Annotated in this window: 15 protein-coding genes; 5 read left to right on the top strand and 10 right to left on the bottom strand. The window is 69.1% G+C overall.

The genetic code is table 11. The annotated features are described in order from the left end of the window. The first annotated feature begins 15 nt into the window (after positions 1-15). Positions 16-198: a hypothetical protein gene (locus tag BSE24067_RS14915; RefSeq protein ID WP_151063902.1), complete on the top strand. Its 183-nt coding sequence runs from the start codon at positions 16-18 to the stop codon at positions 196-198. A 53-nt stretch (positions 199-251) separates the two neighbouring features. Beyond that, positions 252-1,124, top strand: a complete 873-nt coding sequence (locus tag BSE24067_RS14910) for a LysR family transcriptional regulator (RefSeq protein ID WP_151063903.1) — start codon at positions 252-254, stop codon at positions 1,122-1,124. Between the two features lie 78 nt (positions 1,125-1,202). Here BSE24067_RS14910 and BSE24067_RS14905 read toward each other — a convergent pair whose 3' ends face one another. Together BSE24067_RS14905 and BSE24067_RS14900 are read right to left on the bottom strand one after the other, a co-directional pair. Then, positions 1,203-2,387, bottom strand: a complete 1,185-nt coding sequence (locus BSE24067_RS14905; RefSeq protein ID WP_151063904.1) for an amidohydrolase family protein — start codon at positions 2,385-2,387, stop codon at positions 1,203-1,205. 93 nt (positions 2,388-2,480) lie between these two features. Continuing rightward, positions 2,481-3,680, bottom strand: a complete 1,200-nt coding sequence (locus BSE24067_RS14900) for an amidohydrolase family protein (protein WP_151063905.1) — start codon at positions 3,678-3,680, stop codon at positions 2,481-2,483. Between the two features lie 500 nt (positions 3,681-4,180). On the opposite strand from BSE24067_RS14900, the gene BSE24067_RS14895 reads away from it, so the two are divergent. Then, positions 4,181-4,807: an outer membrane lipoprotein gene (locus BSE24067_RS14895; RefSeq protein ID WP_151063907.1), complete on the top strand. Its 627-nt coding sequence runs from the start codon at positions 4,181-4,183 to the stop codon at positions 4,805-4,807. 464 nt (positions 4,808-5,271) lie between these two features. After that, a complete protein-coding gene (locus BSE24067_RS14890; RefSeq protein ID WP_151063908.1) occupies positions 5,272-5,778 on the top strand; it encodes a GNAT family N-acetyltransferase in 507 nt (168 codons plus the stop codon). Between the two features lie 101 nt (positions 5,779-5,879). Here the strand turns inward: BSE24067_RS14890 and BSE24067_RS14885 are convergent, their stop codons facing one another. Next, positions 5,880-7,874 carry a glycosyl hydrolase family 28 protein gene (locus BSE24067_RS14885; protein ID WP_151063909.1) on the bottom strand — a complete coding sequence of 665 codons (1,995 nt, stop codon included), beginning with the start codon at positions 7,872-7,874 and terminating at the stop codon, positions 5,880-5,882. Positions 7,875-8,199: 325 nt separating this feature from the next. Between BSE24067_RS14885 and BSE24067_RS14880 the strand changes: the two genes are divergently transcribed. Further along, positions 8,200-9,558, top strand: a complete 1,359-nt coding sequence (locus BSE24067_RS14880; protein ID WP_151063910.1) for an aspartate aminotransferase family protein — start codon at positions 8,200-8,202, stop codon at positions 9,556-9,558. A gap of 71 nt (positions 9,559-9,629) precedes the next feature. Here BSE24067_RS14880 and BSE24067_RS14875 read toward each other — a convergent pair whose 3' ends face one another. The 7 genes from BSE24067_RS14875 to BSE24067_RS14845 all read right to left on the bottom strand — a co-directional run bounded on the left by BSE24067_RS14875 (position 9,630) and on the right by BSE24067_RS14845 (position 19,160). After that, positions 9,630-10,247, bottom strand: coding sequence for a 3'-5' exonuclease (locus tag BSE24067_RS14875; protein WP_151063911.1), 618 nt, complete (start codon positions 10,245-10,247; stop codon positions 9,630-9,632). Between the two features lie 231 nt (positions 10,248-10,478). After that, a complete protein-coding gene (locus BSE24067_RS14870) occupies positions 10,479-12,200 on the bottom strand; it encodes a tannase/feruloyl esterase family alpha/beta hydrolase (protein ID WP_151063912.1) in 1,722 nt (573 codons plus the stop codon). Between the two features lie 33 nt (positions 12,201-12,233). Beyond that, positions 12,234-13,382, bottom strand: coding sequence for a porin (locus BSE24067_RS14865; RefSeq protein ID WP_151063913.1), 1,149 nt, complete (start codon positions 13,380-13,382; stop codon positions 12,234-12,236). Between the two features lie 66 nt (positions 13,383-13,448). After that, positions 13,449-14,654 (bottom strand): 3-(3-hydroxy-phenyl)propionate transporter MhpT, encoded by a 1,206-nt coding sequence (mhpT, locus tag BSE24067_RS14860; protein WP_151063914.1) that lies wholly within the window; start codon positions 14,652-14,654, stop codon positions 13,449-13,451. 218 nt (positions 14,655-14,872) lie between these two features. Next, the gene (locus tag BSE24067_RS14855) at positions 14,873-16,789 is read right to left on the bottom strand and encodes a feruloyl-CoA synthase (protein WP_151063915.1); all 1,917 of its coding nucleotides are present in this window, start codon (positions 16,787-16,789) and stop codon (positions 14,873-14,875) included. Further along, the gene (locus tag BSE24067_RS14850; RefSeq protein WP_151063916.1) at positions 16,786-18,234 is read right to left on the bottom strand and encodes an aldehyde dehydrogenase; all 1,449 of its coding nucleotides are present in this window, start codon (positions 18,232-18,234) and stop codon (positions 16,786-16,788) included. The genes BSE24067_RS14855 and BSE24067_RS14850 overlap by 4 nt, the downstream gene beginning before the upstream one ends. Positions 18,235-18,329: 95 nt before the next feature. Next, positions 18,330-19,160 (bottom strand): p-hydroxycinnamoyl CoA hydratase/lyase, encoded by an 831-nt coding sequence (locus BSE24067_RS14845; RefSeq protein ID WP_151063917.1) that lies wholly within the window; start codon positions 19,158-19,160, stop codon positions 18,330-18,332. Positions 19,161-19,182: the final 22 nt, after the last annotated feature.

The raw sequence follows: 19,182 nt of genomic DNA, 5'->3' as shown, positions 1-19,182 counted from the left end.
ATCTCCACAACGCGGATGTTTCGCAATACGATCACGCGCGCACCGGAGCGGATTTCAAACGGCGCGGTCGCAGCCTATACCGCGTTGAATGTATTCATCTCCATCGAGGAGCAGCGCACGGCCCTGCCCATCGCGCGAATCGTGCCGCGCGCCGGGTCCGGCGCAACCGCGATTGCCCGCCGGCTCGGGCCGTGCTAAAAGTCGTCGCACATATTTAAAAGTGCAATGCTCGAATCCAAAAAAGTGCGGAAATGAATAGACCTTTGTTCGACCTCGACCTGCTGCGTGCGCTCGTGATGGTCGCCGACTGCGGCAGCTTCACGACTGCGTCCGCGCGGCTGCATTCGACGCAGTCGACGGTCAGCCAGAAGGTGCGGCGGCTGGAGGAGATCGCCGGACATCGCCTGCTCGATCGCGGCACGCGCGACGTGCGGCCGACCGACGCCGGCGTGACGGTGCTCAGCTACGCGCGGCGCATGATCGCGCTGAATGACGAGATGCTGGAAGCGCTGTCGGGCGCGACCGTCGCGCAGACGATCCGGCTCGGCGTGCCCGACGATTTCGCGGCCGGCCGCACGACGCACGCCCTCGCCGCGTTCAAGCGCGACCATCCGCAGGTAAAACTCGAGGTGACGTGCGGACTGAGCCGTGACATCTGCGCAGCCTACGATCGCGGCGAGCTCGATCTCGCGCTGATCAAGCAGCGGCGCGGCAGCCGCGAGGCAGTGGTGCGCTGGCCCGAGAAGCTGCGCTGGATCGACAGCGCGCGGCATCCGACGATCGACCTCGACCCGGTGCCGATCGTCGTGTTTCCGCCGCGCGGGCTCTATCGCGACGACATGATCAAGGCCATCGAGGAGCGTGGCCGCCGCTGGCGGATCAGCTTCACGACGTCGAGCCTGAGCGGCATCCAGGCGGCGGTGGCCGACGGGCTCGGAATCAGCGTGCTGCCCGCGCGCGTCGTGACCGACGAGCACGTGGTGCTGACCGAGGCGCACGGCGGCTTCGCGCCGATCGAGCACATGGATGTCGCGATCCTGCATCGGCCGACCGCCGATCCGATGGTCCGCGAACTGACGGAGGCGCTCGCGGCGATGCTGGAGCACGAGGACGAGCAGGAATGAGCGCAGCGCTGCGAACCCGCGTCAACCGAATGCCGGAACATCACCGGACTTGAAATCCGTCAAGACGCTGCGCCCGCGTCAGACGAGCGCACCGTCGCGCGCGGCGATCTTCCCCGACGACACGACGAGCCGCCGCGTCGGCCGCGCGACGACGGCCTCGGCGAACGTCAGCGCGTCGACGAGCACGACGTCCGCGCGGTTGCCCGCTTCCAGGCCATAGCCGGTGAAGCCGCACCCGCGCGCCGCGCCGTGCGTCACGCAGTCGAGCGCGACTTCGAGCGCGTCGTCGCGACGGAAATCGTTGCGCATGCCGATCAGCATCGCGCGCTCGAGCATGTCGGGCGAGCCGTACGGCGTCCACGTATCGCGCACGCCGTCATTGCCGCCGATCACGGTCACGCCGGCCGCGCGGCACGCAACCAACGACGGCACCGGCACCGCGGCCGGCGCCGTCGTGACGATCGCCACGCCGAGTTCGGCCATCCGCGCGAGCAGCGCGTCGCGCTCGCGGTCGGCGATATCGCCGAGGCAGAAGCCGTGACTGATCGTGACCTTGCCCTGCATGCCGAGCGCGGCCGTGCGCTGCAGGATCAGGTCGAGCGAGTACGCGCCCATCGAGCCGCGTTCGTGCAGATGCAGGTCGAGCCCGCGGCCATGGCGCTCCGCGATGCCGAACAGCACGTCCACCGCCTCGACCGGATCGCCTTCGATCGCGCACGGGTCGAGCCCGCCGAGCAAATCGGCGCCCGCGGCCAGCGCGTCGGACAGCAACGCGGCCGTGCCGGGCCGCTTGAGCACGCCCGACTGCGGAAACGCGACGATCTGGATGTCGACCTGGCCGCGCAGCGTCTCGCGCGTCGCGAGCACGCCGTGCAGATGCCGCAGCCCGGCTTCGGTGTCGATGTCGACGTGCGTGCGGATGCGCGTCGTGCCGGCGGCGAGGAATGCGCGCGACAGCGCGAGCGACGCGGCGCCCGCATCATGGCCGCTCGTCGCGCGGTACTTGCGTTCGTTCTCGATGCGGTCGATGAGGCGCGGCCCCACCGCGTTGCGATACCACGGCATCCCCCAGTGCGTCTTGTCGAGATGTGTATGGCCTTCGACGAGGCCAGGCAGGGCGAGCGCATGCGCGCCGTCCTCGATCGCACAGCCGGCGGGCGCGTCGAGCGACGGGCCGATGCGCGCGATGCGGTCGCCTTCGATCAGGATGTCGAGCGCGTCGTCGGCGTGCGTGCGGACGTTGCGGATCAGCAGGGTCGTCATGTCGGTTTCGCGGAGCGGTCGGTGAGTCGGTCGGTGAGTCGGTCGATTAGTGCCGAGCCGTCGCGATGCACACACCGCGACGGCGGTCGTTCGTCATCGCTTAAAACTCGGTGCCGGGACAAACGGCGCGCCGGTATCGGCTTCACCGCGGCGGAACACCCAGCGTTCGGCCGGCACGCCGGCGACAGCCGCCGCCGCATTCGGCGCGCGCACCGCGACGAAGCTCGCGTCGCAGCCGACCGCGATCCCGTAATTCGTCTTGCCGATCGCGCGGGCGCCGGCGTGCGTCGCCATGTCGAGCGCGATGCCGAGCGCTTCATCGGTGTAAAAGCCCGAGCGGTAGCCGACCATCATCGCGCGCTGCAGCATGTCGCCGTTGCCGTACGGCCACCACGCATCGCGAATGTTGTCGTTGCCCGCGAACACGTGCACGCCCGCATCGCGCAGCTGCCGCACCGGCGGGAATGCGCAGTCGCCCGGCGCGTTGGTCAGGATCGACACGCCGGCGTCGGCGAGCGCCGCGGCCGCACGCTCGACGTCGCGTTGATCGACCTGGCCGAGCGCGTACGCATGGCTCACGTTCACGCGGCCGCCGAGGCCCGCCGCGCGCGTGCGCGCGGCGATCCGCAGCAGTTGCGCGATACCGGTCTCGCCCGGTTCGTGCAGGTGGATGTCGATCTTCACGCCGCGCTTTTCGGCGAGGCCGAACACGACGTCGAGCTGGCCGTCCGCATCGCCGTCGAGCGTCGTCGGATCGATCCCGCCGACCACGTCCGCGCCTTCGCGCACGGCCGCATCGAGGATCGCCGCGGTGCCCGGGCAGCTCACCACGCCGGCCTGCGGAAACGCGACCAGTTCGATATCGACGATCTCGCGCCATTGTTCGCGCGCGGCCATCACGGCGTGCAGGTTCGACAGGCCCGTCGTCGCGTCGACGTCGACATGGCTGCGCATCGCGATCGTGCCGAACGCGGCGGCCTGCCCGATCAGCGCGTTCGCACGCTCGACGATCGGGAGCGCGGCCGCGAGCTGGCGCTTCTCGGCCGCGAGCCGCTCGCGCAGCGAGCCGACCGGTTCGTGCGGCACCCAGCGGTCGCCGACGAAGCTCTTGTCGAGATGGATGTGGCCGTCGACGAAGCCGGGCAGCACGACGCGGCCGCCGAGATCGATCGTTTCCGCGCCCGGCGCGGCGGTGCAGTCGGCGCCGATCGCGACGAAGCGGCCGTCACGGGCGACGAGGTTGATGGGCTGGCCGCCGGCATCGACGGCATGGGTGAAGAAGCGATCGGTCATGGCATGGAACGGGTCGGGCGGTCGCTGCGCAACGCCGGCGCGGACAGGGGCAGGCGCCGCGGCCGTCACGGCGCGACCGTGCGGGGAATGCGGTCACGATATCGGACGGGACGGCCAGTGGCCAATTAAATGTCGCGATGCTGCGCATTCGATTTCGCGATGTGCGGCGCGGAATCGCACATCGGGGGGCCGAGAGACGCGCACGGTCGCGGCGGAATCGGCGGAAATGCCGACGTGTGCGCAATGGGCGGCGGCGCCGGAATGCGGGCGTCGGAACGGAGCTCCTGTCGCCGTAGCGCGCCGGCTCCACGGTCCCGCTCGGGCGGCCACTCTCACGACGATCCACGCGCCGATCCGCACACCGATTTGCGCGGCAACAGACTTTACACGTTGTTACCCGGCCGCACCGGACGCGCATCCGCCCTTTCCTTATACTCACGCCGAATTCGCCACCCGTCCCGGAATTCGTCGGCGAACACGTTGCCGATGCAGGAATCATCATGATGCGCATGCCTTCCACGAAGACCGTTCTGTTCGCCTCCGTCGTCGCCGTGGCGGCGCTTCCGCTGACCGCCTGTGTCGCGCCCGGTTACTACGGCGCGCAACCGGGCTATCCGCAGCAGCAATACGCGACACCCGGCTACGCGCAGCCCACGTACTCGCAACCGGGCTACGTGCAGCCGCAGCAGCCGGCCTACCCCAACCAGGCGCCGCAGTACGACCCGTACGGCAATCGATACGGCAATCAGCAGCCTTACGGCGGCCAGTACGGCAACGGCTACGGCACGCAATACGGCACGGTCGCGAACATCCAGCCGGTGAGCGGCTCGGTCGGCACGTCGGGCGTCGCGGGCACCGTCGTCGGTGCGCTGGTCGGCGGCCTGGTGGGCAACCAGTTCGGCCGCGGTCACGGCCGCGATGCGGCCACCGTGATCGGCGCGCTCGGCGGTGCCGTGGCCGGCAACCAGATCGGCCAGCAGATGGGTGCGGCGCAACCGCCGAGCAGCTATCGGATCGACGTGCGGGTCAGCGACGGCTCGATGCGCTCGTTCGACGTGCAGTCGCCAGGCGACCTGCGCCCGGGCGATCGCGTGCAGATCAACGGCAATCAGCTGTCGCGGTATTGATGCGGCGTGCGTGCGCCCGACCTGGTCGGGCGCATCCCACATACCGCAGACATCACACGCATCACACGCATTTCATGCGTGCCGGCGCGGCGGCTGGCGTGTGTCGCTTCATCGCCTTTCCGTCCGTCGGCGCCGCGTCCCTGTCGCGTACGACACTCCATCGTCACTTCCCGCATATCGCATCCCGCGTGGGTCCGGCTCGCGTCGAACGCGGCAGCCGGTATGCGCCCGTCCGATTCGCTTCCGGGCACATGCGCGAGCGGAGTGTGCGATTGCCGGCCGGCTCATCGCACGCACGCTGATTCATTGCTCGTGCGACACCGCCTCTGCCATTCGACGGCGCCGATGGAGCCCGTCGATCGCACCAGCATATGCAAGCGTTTCCCCTTAGCATTGTCGATGCGCTGCCACCCGGCGCGCCGCAGATTCCGCTATCTCCGGCAATCCCACGACAACCCGCACCGATGATCACGATCCGCCTGCTCGATGCCGCCGACGCGGCGCAATTCCGCACCGTCCGCCTCCACGCGATCGACACGTCGCCGACCTCGTTCCTGCCGACCCGCGACGAAGAAGCCGGCATCCCGATCGATGAATTCGCGACGCGCATCACGCCGACCGGCGTGCAGGCCGTGTTCGGCGCATTCGACCGCGACACGCTCGTCGGCATCACCGGCGTGCGCCGCGATGCGCGTGCGAAGATCGCGCACAAGGCGCTGATCTGGGGGGTGTTCGTCGACCCCGCGTATCGCGGGCGCGGCATCGCGCAATCGCTGCTCGACAGCGCCACCGCTCACGCGGCGCACGCGTGGGGGTGCAAGCAACTGACGCTGTGCGTGAACGAGATCAACGGCGCCGCGGAGCGGCTGTACGCATCGCAAGGCTTCGTCCGGTTCGGCACGGAACCGCGCTCGCTGTTCGTCGATGGACGTTTCTACGACGAACACCACATGATCAAGACGCTGGCGTAGCGCGTTCGCGTGCATCGCGGCCGCCCGCGAACGCGTTTCCGCCTGTCCGTCTGTCCGTCTGTCCGTCTGTCCGTCTGTCCGCCTGTCCGCCTGTCCGTCCGTCACCGCTTGTCGGTGATCGTCGTATTGACCACCTGCCCGGCGATCGTCACGTTGGTCAGCGTCATCGCGCTCACGTTGAACGCATAGATCGGCCCCGGCGACGTGACGGTCGCCGCGCCCGACGCGACGGGCGTGCCGAAGTCGCAGTTGCTGATCGTCACGCCGGAGATCGGCTGCACGGCGGGCGTCGGCGGCGTGCCGTTGTAGTCGAACGCGACCGGCCCCTGCGCGACGATCGCCTGGAAGCACGATGCGGTCACGCCGTTCAGCGTCACGTTGCTCGCCTTCACGTCGGAAATCGTCACGTTCTGCACGACCGGAGGCCGCGTGCGCACCGCATCGTTCGCGGGCTGGTAATCGCAATCGAACGTGACGATGCCGCCCTGCGCGGCCGACGGGTTGCCGGCCGCCGGCGTGACTACGCCGAGCGGCACGCTCGCGTTGACGGGGCTGCCGGCGAGCAGCGCGCTGCCGTAGCCGCCGCCTTTGAGCGTCACACCGTTCGGCAGCGTGACGCCCTTCACGTGGAAGTCCTTCACGTAGCCGCCGCGGTTCATGTTGGTCTTCACGCGAATCGCGATGTTCAGCGGGTTGGTCTGCCAGTTCGCGTTCAGCATCGACAGGTTCGTCGCGTAGATCTGCTCGACACCGCCGCCCATCTCGCTGCCGAGCGTGATGCCGCCGTGCCCGCTGTTCATCGTGCAGTTGCGGATCAGGTGCCGCTTCGCAGGCCCGTATTCGGTGTCGCGGTCCTTGCCCGACTTGATCGCGATGCAGTCGTCGCCGGTGTTGAACGTGCAGTCTTCGCACAGCACGTCGGTACACGCGTCGGGATCGAAGCCGTCGTTGTTCGGGCCGATGCTGTTGGTCGTCACGCCGCGGATCACGACGTTGCGCGAAGCGGTCGGATGGTGCTGCCAGAACGGCGTGTTCTGCGTCTGGTAGTTCTCCATCAGCACGTTGGTGCAGCCGATGAATTCGACCATGCACGGCCGCAGGTAGTGGCCGAGACCGAAGATGCGCTTCTCGACCGGCACGCCGGCCTCGGACAGCGCGGGCAGGTAGTTCTGGTCCTGCTGCCACGGCGTGACGGGCGACGTCAGCAGCGCATAAAGCGCATCGGGAATCGCGGGCGCGACGATCCGCAGGTCCACGTTGTTCGGGTTCGCGTAGTTCTGGGCCGGCACCGCCGCGCCTGCGCCATACGCGCCCGACGAACCCTTGTAGGTCCACCAGCACACGCTGCCGGCGCCGCTGCCGGAGAACGGCGTCATTGCCTGCCCGTTCAGCACCGACGTCGGCCCTTCGCCGGTCAGCGCGATGTTCGTCGCGTTGCGCGCATAGACAGGTGCGCCGTAGTTCAGGCAGTCGTTCGCCTGCCAGCGGCTGTAGTACAGGCGGCCGTTCGCACCGCAGTCGACGGGGCCGTCCTTCGCGTAGTCGGCCGGATTCGGGCTGAAGTAGATCGTGCAGTTCGCGCTCAGATGGAAGTTCACGTTGCTCTGCAGCACGATCGGCCCCGCGCAGTACCAGGTGCCGGCCGGCACGATCACGCGGCCGCCGCCTTCGCGTACGCATGCGTCGATCGCCGCGAGAAACGCCGGGCGCGAGTCGAACGAGCCGGGCGCGGTCGTCAGTTCGGAGCCGGGGCTGACCGGCGATTTCGCTGCCGGGTACGGCGACGTCTGCGCGACGGTCGCGCATGGACGCGCGCCGTAGTGCGTGGCGTCGAAGTCGCGTCGGCGAAATGCGAGACGCGACACATGCGCGAGCGACGCGGCAATGCGCGCCGCCGCACCGTGCTCGCCCCAGATCAGGTCGACCGCCGCATGGGGCAACGTGCCGGCCGCCCACGCGCCGGTGGCCGCGAGCGGTCCGCCGAGCACGGCGCCGCCGGCGAGCGCGCCGCTCCAGCCGATGAAGTCGCGGCGCGAGACCCGCTTCGGTGAATCCGACCGGGCGGACGAAGACGAACGGCGACGGGTTGCGGCCATGGGCACTCCTTCAATGGGGTGTGGGGATTGATGCGCGGGCGGCGATCTCGATTCATACGTCGTCGTACTACATCGGGCAGTCTAGACGCGATCGCTGCGCAGGATGAATCTGTCGTTTACCCTGTCTTCACTGACGCACCGACCAAGATGTGTGCACACACTCACCTCTGTTCGCCGATCGAAAGACATATGTTGTCATATCTTTATGCGCACAAACTGTCCGTGTGACGGCGCCACGGTCGAGTCCGGATCGACCCTGCGCATGGAATATGACAAGCTCGCGGAGGCATCATCGAACCATTCAACCCCGTCACAGGAGCCTCAATTGCAGACCCGCCACGGAGTCGACCTCATCCGCGCCCGCGCGCTGTTCGATCGCGAGCGCCACGCGTTCACCGAAGCCATGCCGATCTCCCGCGCGTTGTCGGCGGAAGCGGCCGAGCACCTGCTGTTCGGCGTGCCGTTGCACTGGATGCAGGACTGGTCGACGCCGTTCTCGCTGGTCGTGAAGGAAGCGCGCGGCGCGACGTTCACCGACGTCGACGGCCACCGCTATGCGGACTTCTGCCTCGGCGACACCGGCGCGATGTTCGGCCATGCGCCCGAGCCGGTCGCCCGCGCGCTCGCCGAACAGGCGACGCGCGGCTATACGACGATGCTGCCGAGCGAGGACGCCGCATGGGTGTCGCGCGAACTCGCGCGGCGCTTCAGGTTGCCGGTCTGGCAGTTCGCGCTGAGCGCGAGCGACGCGAACCGCTTCGTGCTGCGCTGGGCGCGCGCGGCCACCGGCCGCAACACGATCGTCGTGTTCAACGGCTGCTATCACGGCACGGTCGACGACGTGTTCGTCGATCTCGTCGACGGCCGCGCGGTGCAGCGCGACAGCCTGCTCGGACAATCCCATGATCTGCTCGCGAACACGCGCGTGGTCGAGTTCAACGATCTCGACGCGCTCGAAGCGGCGCTGAAGAATGGCGACGTCGCATGCGTGCTCGCCGAGCCCGCGATGACGAACATCGGGATGGTGCTACCCGATCCCGGCTTCTGGGACGCCGCGCGGGAACTGACGCGTCGCTACGGCACGCTTCTCGTGATCGACGAAACGCACACGATCAGCAGCGGCCCGGGCGGGTACGCGGCCGCGCACGGTCTCGAACCGGACGCACTGGTGGTCGGCAAGCCGATCGCGGGCGGCGTGCCGTGCGCCGTGTACGGGTTCAGCGCCGAATTCGCGGAGCGCGCGAAGCAGGCGAAGCTGAACGCGCCGCCCGGCCATTCGGGCATCGGCACGACGCTCACCGCGAACATGCTCGCGATGCATGCGATGCGTGCGACGCTCGCCGAGGTCGCGACCGACGCCGCGTATGCGCACATGTTCGAACTGGCCGCGCGGCTCGCGGCGGGGCTCGAAGGTGCGATCGCGAAGCACGGGCTGCCATGGTGCGTGACGCGCATCGGCGCGCGTACCGAATTCCAGTTCACGCCCACGCCGCCGCGCAACGGCACGCTCGCGGGCGAACAGCTCGACAGCGAACTCGAGCACATCGTGCATCTGTATCTGCTGAACCGCGGCGTGCTGATTACGCCGTTCCACAACATGATGCTGGTGTGCCCGCAGACGACGGCACACGACGTCGACACGCTCGTCGCGCAGTTCGACGCGTGTGTAGGGGAACTGGTTTGACGCGCGAGCGCGGGGCCGCACGTCGGCGTTCACCGCGTCGGCCCCGCGACCGCGCCGAGTAACGCCGCGCGTCAGCGCGCGCCGGCGGCCAGCGAACTGAAGAACGTCGCGACCTTCGCCTTGCTCGTCGCCTGCAGTCGCGACATGAGCCCGTGATCGACCTGACGCAGCCCGTATGTTTCGCCGATGTCGCGCTGCATCCGGCACCACAGATGGCTCGCGATCTCCGCGTCGACCATCGCGCGGTGCACGCGGCCCGTCTGCGGCAGGCGCAGCATGTCGGCGAGGCTCGACAGCCGGTGGCTGCGCGCGTCCGGATAGATGCGCCGCGCGACGAGCATCGTGCACGCGAACGCGTGGTCGGCCGCCATCCCGAGCATCCCGAGCTCGGCCTGCCAGAAGCGCTTGTCGAAACCGGCGTTGTGCGCGACGACCGGATGGTTGCCGACGAACGCGGCAGCTTCCTTCATCACCTTCGACACCGGCGGCGCCGACGCGATCATCTCGTTCGTGATCCCGGTGAGCGCGACGACGTCGGACGGAATGCGGCGCCCGGCGTTCATCAGGCTCTGGTAGCGGTCGACGATCTCGCCGTCGCGCAGCAGGACCACGGCGATCTCGGTCGCCCTGTCGCCCATGTTCGGGGAAAGCCCGGTTGTTTCGAAGTCGAGTACCGCTACGGTTTGCATGGTCGAATCGGAGGAAAGATACCTGGCGGCGCACGTCGGTCGGGACGTGTCTCGCCGACGCGAAAGCGCCACAGTGTATCCCCCTGATACCGCATCGAGCGGCAAACGCAACCGTCATGCGCGACGCATCGCCGTTTCCGTACCGACCGGCCGGCACGCTCATCCCCCGCTGCGGGACAACCGCGAATGTATCGAGGCATCCGCGCGTCGATACATTCGCCCTTCTCTACGTCATCGACAACTGAAGCTCGCCGCGGAATTCACGTCCCCCGAGCCGTTGTAGCGCGCGACCTGCGGATACGGACACAGCGGACGCGTGCGCCCCGCGCCCCACGACGCCGGCACGTCCGCGTTCGGCACCGCGTTGGTCGTGTCGCGCGCGGCCGCGACGATCGCCGCGGGCGCCTGCCCCTGTTCGACCCACGCGACGAGCGGCGTCAGCATGTCGAACTGATCGGTAGCCGGCCCGCCCGAGCAGTGATTCATCCCCGGCACCGGATAGAACCGCGCGAAGCTCGACGCATCGCCGCCGTTCGCCTGCGCGAGCCGCGCGTACCAGTCGCTCGTGTCGTTGAACGAGAACACCGGATCGCCGGTGCCGTGATAGACGAGCAGCTTCGCACCGCGCGACTTCAGCGCGGACAGGTTCGTCTCGTCGGGCGGCGTCATGAACGACCACGACGATTGCGTGTACGTGCCGTTGGTCGCGAAGATCGCCGGCGCGTCGTTGTCCATGTCGAAGCCCAGCGCGAAGCCGGCGAGATTCGCGAGCGTCGCGGCGGTCTTCGGCGGCGTCATGAACGTGAACGCCATCGCGGCCGGGTCGAGCACGACCGAATTCGACTGCTTCCACGCCGCCCAGCCGGGGCCCGACATGCCCGGATCGTACGGAAAGCTCGCGTAGAGCGCCGTGCCCGCGCTGTTGCGCGCGCCCGCGAACACGTTCTCGATCGCGCTTTTCTGCGCGGCCGTCAGGCACGCGCCGGTGCGCGTGCCGTTCGCGCAGGTCGGGATGTCCGCGTCGACGCTGAAATGCGCCTGGCACGCGGCGACATCCTGCACCATCCCGTCGGCCACGCCGTCGAGCGCATCGCATTTGTCGAGAATCTTCGCGCCGACGAACTGGCGCTCGGTGTCGGTGAAGCCGCTGCGGATGTCGGGCAGCCCGTTCGCGCCGGTCGCGGACGCGATCTTCGCGAACTGCTGCGCGCCGTACATCTCGCCGATCGCCGCCTTCGGCAGGTGGAAGCCGGGATCGCCGGCGATGATCCCGTCGTAGTCGCCCGGGTTGCGCACGGCCGTGACCATCGCGTGACGGCCGCCGTTCGAGCAGCCGCCGAAATAGCTGCGATCGGGCGCCTTCCCGTATGCGAGCCGGATCACCTGCTTCGCCATCGGCGTGAGCGCATCGACGGCGCCGTAGCCGTAGTCGAGCCGCGCCTGCGGATCGAGGCCGAACAGCGGATTCTGCGCGGCGCTGTGCCCCGAGTCCGAGCTGATCACCGCGAAGCCCTGGTTCAGCGCGTCGGTCAGCGGGCCGCCGCCGATCTCGCCGGTCGCGGTCAGCACGTTGCCGTCGAGCCCGCCGTTCGCCTGGTAGAAGAAGCGGCCGTTCCACGCCTTCGGCAAGCGCATCTCGAAGCCGATTGCATAGGTGTTGCCGTCCACCGCGCTCACGCGCTCGTTCATCTTGCCTTCGATCACGCAGTGCTCGGCGATCGGCTTGCCGGCCACCTTCAGCGTACCGGCGGCCGCGGTCGTCACCGACGTGAACGACGTGTTCGCATACGCGAGCTTCGCGGCGAGCGCGTCGCAGGTCTGCGCCATCGCGGCCGGCGTCGCGGCGCTCAGGTGCGTCGGCGCGGCGCTGATCGAATCGTCGCCGCCGCAGCCGGCGAGCATCGCGGCGGCTGACAACGGCGCGATATAAAGGAATGCAGATTTTCGGTTCACGCTAACTCCCGTTCAATTCGTCACGCCGCTGGATCAGAACATGTGCCGCACGCCGACCATCGCGCCGAGTTGCCCCATTCCCGCGCCGGGCGTCGTGCCGGGCCCGCCGCCGCTGACCGAGTAGCGCGCGTGCGCGCTGTTCCACAGATACGACGACTGCGCATAGACGGCCGTACGCTTGGTCAGCAGATAGGTCGCGCGCAGCGTGGCCATCGTCGCGCGCGTGTCGTGCGCGCTGTTGACGATCCGGTAGCCTTCGCCGTCGACGACGAAGTCGGGCTTCACCGCATACGACGCGCCGACGAAGAACAGGTCCGAATGCGCGCCGGGCGCCGCCGGCGAACCCGTCGACACGCGCCGCCCGATCCAGCCCGCGCCGATCTTCGCGCCGGCCGCCTGCGCATACGCGCTCACATGCGTGCGCGCATCCTTGCCGCCGCTGCTGGTAAAGGGGACGGGCGCCACGCCGTCGAAGAAGTTCGCGGCCGCGCCGGTGCCGCCGCGCTGTTCCTCGTACGACGCCGCCGCGCCGAAATACGCGCTGTCGTACTTGAGCATCACCGACCAGTTGCGGCATTGCACCGCGTCGCCCGGCACCTGACCCGCGCACGTGCCCTGCCCCGGCGAGTTGCCGGTGCCCGCGCCATCGCGGCCGAACGAGTACGCGGCGCCCAACGTCACGCCGCGATATGTGCCGACGTAGGTCACGGCGTTGTCGGCGCGGCCGTTCGGCACATACGCGTCGAACGAGCCGAGCCCGTAGATGTCGGGGCCGATGATGTCCGCGCCCTGCAGCGCGAGGTAGGTCATCGTGTACTGGCGGCCGAACGCGAGCGTGCCGAAGCCGCTCTTCAGCCCGACGAATGCCTGGCGCCCGAACAGCCGGCCGCCCTGGCCGAGGTCGCCGCCGCGCACGTTGAAACCGCTTTCGAGCGTGAACACTGCCTGGTAGCCGCCGCCGAGATCTTCGGTGCCGCGCAGCCCCCAGCGCGACGGCAGTTCGCCAGTCACGCCCGGCATCCGCACGACGTGGTCGCCCGCCGCGTTCGCGTGCGACACGAACTCGACGCCCGTATCGATGATCCCGTACAGCGTCACGCTCGACTGCGCGTGCGCGCCCGGCGCGGCGAGCGCGCAGCACGCGCCGGCGGCCAGCAGGCCGTTCCTTGTCTTCGTCTTCATTTCGTTGCGTCTCCAGACCGTGTTGAATCGCGCGCTCTGACGGCGCGCATCGAAAAAAACGAAACGTCAGTCGCCGGCTTGCGGACGGCGAATCAGCACGAATGCAGCGAAGGCCGCGACGAGCGTGACGGGAATGCTCGCGCCGATCACGACGGGCGCGCTGCGGCCCGCGGCGAGCAGCGTCGCGGCCGCGAGCGGGCCGACGACGGAGCCGAGCCGGCCGACGGCCACCGCCGCGCCGACGCCGGTGCCGCGCATCGCGGTCGGGTAGTAGATCGCAGCGAGCGCATACAGTACGGACTGCCCGCCGACGACGAACATCCCGGCCGCGAACGCTGCCGTCGCGAGCGACGCGAAGCCGGGCGCAGCCGCGAGCGCGGCGAGCGACAGCACGATCCCGACATACATGCCGCCGACCACGCGCGACGCGCGCATCCGGTCGAGCGCCGCGCCGATGCCGAGCGCGCCGAGCCCCGCGCCGACGTTGAACGCGATCTGCACGAGGCCGACGTGCGCGCGATCGAGCCCGCGCGCGGCCATCAGCGACGGCAGCCAGTTCAGCAGGAAGTACAGGACGATCAGCGTGCAGAAGTAGCTAACCCAGAGCGCGACCGTCGACGTCGTGCGGCCGTCGCCGAACAGCGTGCGCGCGACGCTGGCGCGCGCGGCCTGCGTGCCGGCGACGTCGAGATACGCGCGCGATTCCGGCAGGAACCACACCAGCAGCGGCACGAGCAGCAGCGGCCCCACGCCGCCGACGTAGAAGATGTGCCGCCATTCGGTGTCGCCAGCGAGCAGCACGCCGATCAGCGACGCGATCACGCCGCCGAACGGGATCCCGCAGTACATCGTCGCGACCGCGCTGCTGCGCGAGCGCGGCTCGACCGCTTCGGACGACAGCGCGATCAGGTTCGGCATCGCGCCGCCGAGGCCGATGCCGGTCAGCACGCGCACGACGACGAGCATCGCGAACGTCGAGACCTGCGCGGTCGCGATCGACAGCAGTCCGAACAGCACGACCGATGCGATCAGCACGCGCTTGCGGCCGATCCGGTCGGCGAGCCGCCCGCCGAGCATCGCGCCCGGCAGCAGCCCGAACGTGCCCGCGCTGAACGCGATGCCCATCTGCGATACGGACAGCCCGAATTCGCGCGCCATCCGCGGCGCGGCGACGCCGACGGACTGCAGGTCGAGCCCTTCGAGGAGTGCGATCGCGAAACACAGCGCGAGCGTGGTCGCGACCGTGGATTTTTCGGCAACGTAAGTGTTCATGTCTCCAGTCCCATGTCTTGTAGTCGGTCGGCCCAGCAACGGCCGCCGCGCGCCGCCGCCGGCCAGTGGCGGTTCGGCGCGCGAGGTGTCGCATGAATGGCCGCCTTTATCAGGCAACCTGATTCACTGGCCGCAAGAATGCCCGCCGGTGTCGTGGCCGGCCGGTCGTTGTGCCTGCTTGGTACTGCTTGCTGCTTGGTGCTGCTTGCTGCCGGTCGCTATTTCGACGCGCCGTCCGCGTAAATCACGTCGGGATCGCGCCGCGCCGGGTCGTACAGCGCATCGATCGTCGCCGCGCGATGCTTCTGCACGGCCGCCTGGTTCAGCGAGCCCTTGTCGGTCACTTCGCCGAGATCGAGCGACGGCGGCGTGTCGATCAGCCGGATCCGCGCGACGAACGTCGAGCCGCCGCTCGCGTTCCGGTTCAGCGCGGCGAGCCACGCCGCGAATGCCGCGCGCACGGCCGGCGCGCGCAGCACGTCGGTCACCGAGGCATCCGCGGCGAGCCCCGCCAGCGCACGGCACGCGTCGACGCGCGGAAACACCAGCAAGCCGATGTCATCGCGATCGATGCCGGTGACGACCACGTCCTGCACGTACGGCGCGCCGGTCGACACCGCGTTCGCGCGCAATGGCCCGACGCTGACGAACGTGCCGCTGCTAAGCTTGAAATCCTCGGTCAGCCGCCCGTCGAACATCAGCCCCAGCTCCGGCCGCTCCGGATCGGCAAAGACGCCGGCGTCGCCGCTGCGGTAATAGCCTTCTTCGTCGAACACGTCGCGCGGATCGACGTCCGCGTGCCAGTAGCCGCGCATCACGTTCGGCCCCTTGAAGCGCAGCTCGTGCTTGCCGCCGCACGGCACGAGCTTCGCGTCGCAGCCGGGCGCGGGCAGCCCGATGTAGCCGGCGCGCATCAGCGGCCCCGTCGTGAACAGGCACGACGGCGACGCCTCCGTCATCCCGAGGCCGGCCATGATCCGGATGCGCTCGCCGCAATGCGCTTCGGTCACGCGGTCGAGCCGGTCCCACGCGGCCTGCGACAGCCCCGCGCCGCCGAAGAAATACAGCTTCACGCGCGAGAAGAACGTGTCGCGCAGTTCGGCGTCGCGTTCGAGCGCGGCGGTCAACTCTTCCCAGCCCTTCGGGACGTTGAAGTAGATCGTCGGCGCAATCTCGCGAAGGTTGCGCACCGTTTCGTCGAAGCGGCCGGGCATCGGGCGGCCATCGTCGATGTACAGCGTGCCGCCGTTGTACAGCGCGATGCCGAGGTTGTGGCTGCCGCCGAACGTGTGATTCCACGGCAGCCAGTCGACCAGCACGGGCGGCTCGCGCGTGAGTTCCGGCATCGTCTGGCGCAGCATCTGCTGATTGCTGCACAGCATCCGGTGCGTGGTCGGCACGGCCTTCGGCAGCTTCGTCGAACCAGACGTGAACAGGATCTTCGCGAGATGATCGGGGCCGACCGCGTCGTGGATCGCGTCGATCGTGCGCGGGACGGTGGCGACGAGGCGCGACAGCGGCACCGCGCGGCCCGCGGCATCGACGTCCGCATCGCGAGCGACGATCAGCGCCGCATCGGCCGGCAGCGTCGCGTCGAGCGCACGCGCGAACGGCGCGCGTTCCGCGACGAACACCGCGCCCGGCCGCAGCACGCCGAGCGTATGACGCAGCTTGCCGTAGTCGGTCGACACCAGCGAATACGCGGGCGAGATCGGCGAGTACGGCACGCCGGCCAGCATCGCCGCGAACATCATCTGCAGGTGCTCGAGGTCGTTGCCGGACAGCACCGCGAGCGGTCGCTGGGCCGACAGCCCGAGATCGACGAGGCCCTGGCCGAGCGCTCGCGCGCGTTCGAGCATCTGCGCGTAGGTGATCTCGATCCAGCGGCCGTCGGCGCCGCGCCGCGCGGCCAGCACGCGGTCCGGATGCGCTTGCGCGCCGCGCACGAGGCAGTCGGTGATGCGCGTCGGGTACTCGCCGAGCGGCTCGCGCGAACGCAGATACCACGTGCCGTCGTCAGTGCGGCGAATCTCGGCCGCGCCGACCGCGACGGCGGCCGCGCGATAGCGTACGGCGCGCGTGTCGTTCACCGGGCTGCTGGCGGGCGTCGCTACATTCATCGTCGGCTCGCTCATATCGGGTAATGACGCGGCGTGGTCTGCACGGTGATCCAGCGCAGCTCGGTGAATTCGGCGATCGACGCGCGGCTGCCGAAGCGGCCGTAGCCGCTCGCCTTCGTGCCGCCGAACGGCATCTGCGCTTCGTCGTGCACGGTCGGCCCGTTCACGTGACAGATCCCCGATTCGATTCGCCGCGCGACCGCCATCGCACGCGCGATATCGCGGCTGAACACGCTCGCCGACAGCCCGAACTCGCTGTCGTTCGCGAGCGCGACCGCTTCGTCGTCGCTGTCGGCGCGCAGGATCGCGACGACCGGCGCGAACGACTCCTCGCGATAGAGCCGCATATCGCGCGTGACGCCGTCGACGATCGCGGGCTGCATCGTCGCGCCTTCCACACGGCAGCCGAGCGGCAGTTGCGCGCCGTGCGCACGCGCATCCTCGACGAGCGACGCGGCGCGCGCGGCGGCGGCCGCATCGACCATCGTGCCGAGCGCGTGACCGGCCTGCGGATCGCCGGCGATCAGCGTGCGCGCCTTCGCCGTCAGCCGTTCGACGAGCGCATCGGCAATCGGCCGCGCGGCGATCACGCGTTCGGTCGACATGCAGATCTGCCCCTGGTTGAAGAATGCGCCGAACGCGATCGCGTCGACGGCCGCATCGACATCGGCGTCGTCGAGCACCAGCACCGGCGCCTTGCCGCCGAGTTCGAGCAGCACGGGTTTGAGATGCGCGGCCGCGTGGCGCGCGATGATGCGGCCGACGTGCGTCGACCCGGTGAAGTTGATCCGCTTCACGTGCGGATGCGCGATCATTCGCTCGACGAGTTCCGGCGCATCGGCCGCCGCGTGCGTGATCACGTTCACCACGCCCGCGCCGAGCCCCGCTTCGTCCAGCACCGCGCCGATCAGCGCGTGCACGCCCGAGCACGCCTCGGACGCTTTCAGCACGACCGTGTTGCCGCACGCGAGCGGCATCGCCAGCGCACGCGTGCCGAGAATCACCGGCGCGTTCCACGGCGCGATCCCGAGCACCACGCCGCACGGCACCCGCATCGCGAGCGCGAGATTGCCCGGTACGTCGGACGGAATCACGTCGCCGTCGATCTGCGTCGTCATCGACGCGGCCTCGCGCAGCATGTTCGCCGCGAGCGTCACGTTGAAGCCGAGCCAGCCGGGCGTCGCGCCCGTTTCGGCGACGCCGGTCTCGATGAACGCGTCGATACGCGCGTCCATCAGGTCGGCCGCCTTCAGCAGCCGGCGGCGCCGCTCGGTCGGCGCGAGCGCCGCCCATGCGGGGAATGCGCGTTGCGCGGCGTCGATCGCCGCGTCGGCGTCGGCGATGCCGGCCGCCGGCGCGCGCGACGCGAGCGCGCCCGTCGCGGGGTTGAAGCGGTCGAAGGTGCGGCCGTCGCGGGCGGTGCACCACTCGCCGCCGATCAGCATCCGTCTGTCGGTCATGTCGTCTCCTGCCTTGCCTGTCTCTTGCGATTACGCCGGCGGTCGCGCCGGCGGCTGCATCAACGCTTGTATCGGCGCTTGTATCAGTGCTTGTATCAGCGCTTGTATGCCTGCAAGCCCGGCTTGATCGTCTTGTCGTCGAGGAACTGCTTCAGGCCCTGCTCGCGGCCGCGTTCCGGGTCGCGCAGCTGCGCCTGGTCGAGCTTCGCATACAGGTAATCCTCGCACTGCTCCCACGTGAGTTCGCGCGAGCGCTTGAAGCCGTGTTTCGCCGCGCGCAGCACGACCGGGTTCTTGTCCATCAGCCGCGCGGCGAGCGCGATCGTCGCGTCGCGCAGCCCGGCGAGCGGCACGCTGCTGTTCACGAGGCCCATTTCCGCCGCTTCGACGCCGGTGAACGTGTCGCCGGTCATGATGTAGTGCAGCGCGCGACGATGCCCGACCGTATCCGCCATCGCCTTGCTCACGAGGTTGCCCGGCGGGATGCCCCAGTTGATCTCCGACAGCCCGAACACCGCTTCGTCGGCTGCGATCGCGAGGTCGCACGCGACGAGCGGCGAGAACCCGCCGCCGAAGCACCAGCCGTTCACCATCGCGATCGTCGGTTTGTTGTACATCCGCAGGCGGCGCCACTGCCATTCCGATGCGTCGCGGCGCACCTTTTCCTGCAGCGCGTCGGAGCCGCCGTCGATCTCGCGGAAATATTCCTTCAGATCCATGCCGGCCGTCCATGCGGCGCCTGCGCCGGTCAGCACCAGCACCTTCGCCTCGTCGTCGAACTCGACCGCGTCGAGCACCTGCAGCATTTCTTGGTTCAGCGTCGGGCTCATCGCATTGCGCTTCTCCGGGCGGTTCAGCGTGACCCACGCGATGCCGGCCTCCACTGTCACTTCAACGGTCTGCCAGCGGTTGTCGTACTTGCTCATGTTCTGTTCCTGTCGTTCGTTT

Source organism: Burkholderia latens (genome assembly GCF_902499045.1).
GTDB classification, from domain to species: Bacteria; Pseudomonadota; Gammaproteobacteria; order Burkholderiales; family Burkholderiaceae; genus Burkholderia; species Burkholderia latens.
The sequence above is the reverse complement of the archived record's forward strand: the minus strand, read 5'-3'. Positions and strand labels throughout refer to the sequence as shown.